General features: G+C 70.0%; 3 protein-coding genes. All 3 read left to right on the forward strand.

From position 1 onward, the window contains the following. Positions 1–209: 209 nt before the first annotated feature. Positions 210–2,288, forward strand: a complete 2,079-nt coding sequence (glgX, locus tag AC07Y4_RS27190; protein ID WP_495275387.1) for a glycogen debranching protein GlgX — start codon at positions 210–212, stop codon at positions 2,286–2,288. 94 nt (positions 2,289–2,382) lie between these two features. Beyond that, positions 2,383–3,720, forward strand: a complete 1,338-nt coding sequence (glgC, locus tag AC07Y4_RS27195) for a glucose-1-phosphate adenylyltransferase (protein ID WP_487848771.1) — start codon at positions 2,383–2,385, stop codon at positions 3,718–3,720. A 14-nt stretch (positions 3,721–3,734) separates the two neighbouring features. After that, positions 3,735–5,131, forward strand: a 1,397-nt coding sequence (gene glgA / locus AC07Y4_RS27200; protein ID WP_495275388.1) for a glycogen synthase GlgA, incomplete at its 3' end; no start/stop codon positions are given.

Genomic DNA, 5,131 nt, shown 5'->3' on the forward strand with positions numbered 1-5,131 from the left:
CGGATCAGGGCTCGCAGCTGTTTGAGCGAAGCGAGTTCTGCGAGACCCCGCGAAACGCGAGCACCGCAGGTTGCCCGCAGCGAAGCGGAGGGTCGCAGACAGTGGGGCCGCCTTTCTTTGCTTACTTTCTTTGGCGAAGCAAAGAAAGTGAGTCGCCCGCCGGGGCGAGTCCCGGCCTCGGAAAGCAAACCCACGGCGAGGCCCAAAAAATGCTGAGCCCAGGCCATCCCCTCCCACTAGGCGCAACCCCATCAAATCAAGGCGTCAACTTCGCCCTCACAGCGCCAACAGCCAGCAAAGTAGAACTCTGCCTCTTCGACAGCACAGGCAAGAGCGAGCAACAGCGCCTGCCGCTCCCAGAGTGCACAGACGGCATCTGGCACGGCCACCTCCCCACCGCCCGTCCCGGCCTGATCTACGGCTACCGAGTCCACGGCCCCTGGTCCCCCCAAGAGGGCAAGCGTTTCAACCCCGCCAAGCTCCTCCTCGACCCCTACGCCCGAGAAATCCTCGGCCACTACAACGGCAGCGACCTCTTCCTGGGCCACGCCCTCACAGACCCGACCCAACGCGACCACAGAGACAACGCCCCCATCGCCCTCAAGGCCCGCGTCACAGCCCCCAGCAACGCACCCAAAACAGCAGGCCAAGCCCACATCCCCCCCACCGACCGCGTCCTCTACGAACTCCACATCCGCAGCCTCACCCACCAGCACCCGGGTGTGCCAGAACCCCTAAGAGGCACCTACGCAGGCCTCGCAGAACCCGCCATCCTCGACCACCTGCAACGCCTGGGCATCACCACCCTCAGCCTCATGCCCGTGCAGCACCGCGCCGACGAACAGCGCCTGCTTGCCAAAGGCCTGACCAACCACTGGGGCTACAACACCATCGGCTGGTTCGCCCCCGAAGCGCGCTTCTGGAGCGGCCGCCCCGGCACCACCCCCGCCAGCGAGTTCCGCGCGATGGCCGATGCGGTGCATGCGCGCGGCATGGAGCTGGTGATCGACGTGGTCTACAACCACAGCGCCGAAAGCGACGAACTCGGCCCCACGCTCTCGCTGCGCGGCATCGACAACGCCCTGTACTACCACCTGCGCCAGGACGACCGCGCCCTGTACGAGAACTGGGCCGGCACGGGCAACTGTCTGAACCTCGGCGAGCCGCGCGTGCTGCAGCTGGTGATGGACAGCCTGCGCTTCTGGGCCTGCGAGATGGGCGTCGACGGCTTCCGCTTCGACCTCGCCACGGTGCTGGGCCGCGACGCACAGCGTGGCTTCGATGCACGCGCGCCCTTCTTCGCGGCGATGGCGCAAGACCCGGTGCTGTCGCGCACGCTGCGCATCGCCGAGCCCTGGGACCTCGGCCCCGGCGGCTACCGGCTCGGCGAGTTCCCGCCCGGCTGGCTCGAATGGAACGACCGCTTCCGCGACACGCAACGCGGCTTCTGGCTGCGCCAGGGGCGCGAGGGCGCCGCCGGCCTGGGCGACTTCGCGCACCGCTTCACGGCCTCCAGCGCGAGCTTCGCGCACGACGGCCGCGCACCGACCGCGAGCGTCAACTTCATCACCGCGCACGACGGCTTCACGCTGCGCGACCTCGTGAGCTACGAGCAGCGCCACAACCTCGCCAACGGCGAAGACAACCGCGACGGCCATGCGCACAACCTGAGTACCAACTGCGGCGTCGAAGGCCCGAGCGACGACCCCGCCGTGCGCACCCTGCGCGCGCGCCTGCAGCGCACGCTGCTCGCCACGCTGCTCCTGTCGCAAGGCACGCCGATGCTGCTGGCCGGCGACGAACTCGGCCACAGCCAGAACGGCAACAACAACGCCTACTGCCAGGACAACGAGACCACCTGGCTCGGCTGGATCGGGCTGTCCGACCCGGCCAGCGAACGCGCGCGCCTGACTGCGTTCGTCGCGCGGCTCACCGCCCTGCGGCGCGAGGCGCCGGTGCTGCGCAGCACGCGCTGGTGGCCGGCCGAACCGCCGACCGACGGCGCACCGCCGGGCCTGCGCTGGCTGCGCCCCGACGGTCAGCCGATGGCACCGGCCGACTGGCATGCGGGCACGGCCCTTGCGATCCTGTTCGGGAATGCCGAGGACGCCTGGCTGGTGCTGGTGAATACGGGCCCGAGCCCCGTCGCCTTCACGTTGCCGGACGGCGACTGGCACTGCTGCCTGGCCACCGATGCCGAAGACCCCGACGCCCTGCGCGCCGCGCCCCGCCTGCTGGGCCGCGCGGTGGAGGTGCCGGTTTCGAGCCTCTGGCTTGCAAGAACGTAGGAGCCAAGCCCACGGCGCAGTGCCAGACTCGGTGCGGACACTCTGAAGACGACGAATTCAATACAAGCGAATGAACGAACGAACGGAGACACAGATGGACAAGCTCAACACCCAGGGCACGCAAGCCCCGCAGCCCCCCCTGCAGGCCCATCAACTGGTCCGCCGCACCATCGCGCTGGTGCTGGCCGGCGGCCGGGGCTCCCGCCTCAAGCAGCTCACCGACCGGCGCGCCAAGCCGGCCGTGTACTTCGGCGGCAAGTTCCGCATCATCGATTTCGCGCTGTCCAACTGCCTGAACTCCGGCATCCGGCGCATGGCGGTGGTCACACAGTACAAGTCGCACTCGCTCATGCGCCACCTGCAGCGCGGCTGGAGCTTCCTGCGCGCCGAGCTCAACGAGATGGTCGACGTGCTGCCCGCGCAGCAGCGCATGGGCGACGAGCACTGGTACCGCGGCACGGCCGACGCGGTGTTCCAGAACCTGGACATCATCAGCACCCGCTCCACGCCGCACGACTACGTGGTGGTGCTGGCCGGCGACCACATCTACAAGATGGACTACTCCATCATGCTCAAGGACCACGCCGAGCGCGGCCTGGGCTGCACGGTCGGCTGCATCGAGGTGCCGCGCCACGAGGCCACAGCCTTCGGCGTGATGGCGGTGGACGACGGCCGCCAGATCACCAGCTTCCTCGAGAAGCCCGCCGATCCGCCCGCCATGCCCGGCCACCCCGACCTGGCGCTGGCCAGCATGGGCATCTACATCTTCGACTCGGCCTACCTGTACCGGCTGCTCGAGGAAGACAACGCCAACCCCGACTCGAGCCACGACTTCGGCAAGGACATCATCCCGCGCGCCGTGGCCGAGGGCCGCGCGCTGGCGCATCCGTTCAGCATGTCGTGCGTCACGCGCGCCTCGCGCGGGCCCGACGCCAAGGCCTACTGGCGCGACGTGGGCACGATTGATGCATTCTGGGCAGCCAACCTCGACCTGGCCTCGATCACCCCGGAGCTCGACATCTATGACACGGACTGGCCCATCTGGACCTACCAGCGGCAGCTGCCGCCGGCCAAGTTCGTGCTCGACCGCGAGGGCAAGCACGGCATGACGGTCAACACCATCGTCTCGGGCGGCTGCATCGTTTCGGGCTCGAAGATCAGCAGCGCGGTGCTGTTCTCGGGCGTGCGCATCCACTCCTTCTGCGAGATCAACGAAGCTGTGCTGCTGCCCGATGTGGAAGTGGGCCGCGGCTGCCGGCTGAACCGCGTGGTGATCGACCGCGGCTGCGTGATCCCCGACGACACGGTCATCGGCGAAGACGCCGAAGCCGATGCAGCGCGCTTCGAGCGCACGGAAACGGGCGTGGTGCTGGTCACGCGCGAAATGCTCAAGCGGCTCGCGCCGGACCCCGCGCCCGCGGCCGCCGCCTGATCGACCGCACCACCATGCGCATCCTCCAGGTCAGCGCCGAGCTGTTTCCCCTCCTGAAGACCGGCGGCCTGGCGGACATCGCCGGCGCCCTGCCCCTGGCGCTCATGGCCGCGGGGCAGGAGGCGCGCGCGCTGCTGCCGGGCTTTCCCGCCATCGTGGCCGGCGTGCGCGACCTGGTGCCGGTGGCCGAGTTCACCGCGCCCTGGGGCGAGCGCTTCGGCCTGCGCGCCGGGCACGTCGCCATCGCCTGCGCGCCGCCGATTCCCACCTACGTGATCGACGCGCCCGCGCTGTACGACCGGCCCGGCAATCCCTACGAAGACACCACGCGCCAGCCCTACGGCGACAACCACCGGCGTTTCGCGCTGCTGGGTTGGGCGGCGGCGCAGCTCGCGCAGGGGCTCGACCCCGGCTGGCGGCCCGACATCGTGCACGCGCACGACTGGCACGCGGCGCTCGCACCCGCCTACCTGGCCTTCGCGCGGCGCGCGGGCGGCCCGCGCACGGGCAGCGTGTTCACGGTGCACAACCTGGCCTACCAGGGCGTGTTCGCGCCCTGGCACTTCGCCGAACTCGGCCTGCCGGCGCCGGCCTTCCACATGAACGGGCTGGAGTACCACGGCCAGATCTCCTTCATGAAGGGCGGCCTCTACTTTGCCGACCAGCTCACCACCGTGAGCCCGACCTACGCGCTGGAGATCCAGACGCCCGAGCAGGGCTGTGGCCTCGACGGCCTGCTGCGCCAGCGCGCCGGCGTGCTCAGCGGCATCCTCAACGCGGTGGACGACCAGGTGTGGAACCCGTCCACCGACGCCGCGCTGGTGCAGGGCTACCAGGCGCCCGAGGGCCGCCACATGGCCGGCAAGGCGCGTTGCAAGTCGGTGCTGCAGCGCCAGCTGGGGCTGGCCGAGCGCCCCGACGCGCCGCTGTTCATCGTGGTGAGCCGGCTCACCGAACAGAAGGGCCTGCACCTCGTGCTCGGCGGCCTCGACACGCTGCTCGCGCAGGGCGGCCAGCTCGCGCTGCTGGGCAGCGGCGAAGGCTGGCTTGAAGAAGCCTTCCGCCAGCGCGCGGCGGCGGCGCCCGCCTCGGTGAGCGTCACCATCGGCTACGACGAGACGCTGGCGCACCAGCTCTTCGGCGCGGGCGACGTGACGATCGTGCCCTCGCTGTTCGAGCCCTGCGGCCTCACGCAGATGTACGGCCTGAAGTACGGCAGCCTGCCGCTGGTGCGCCGCGTCGGCGGGCTGGCCGACACCGTCGTCGACTGCACGCTGGAAGACATGGCAAGCGGCGCCGCCACCGGCTTCGTGTTCGACCGCTTCGAGGACGCCGACTACGACCGCGCCCTGCGCCGCGCCTTCGCGCTGTACGAGCGCGCCCCCGACTGGCGCCGCGTGCGCGGCAACGC

It is taken from the genome of Variovorax sp. GW460-12-1-14-LB1, from assembly GCF_059423605.1.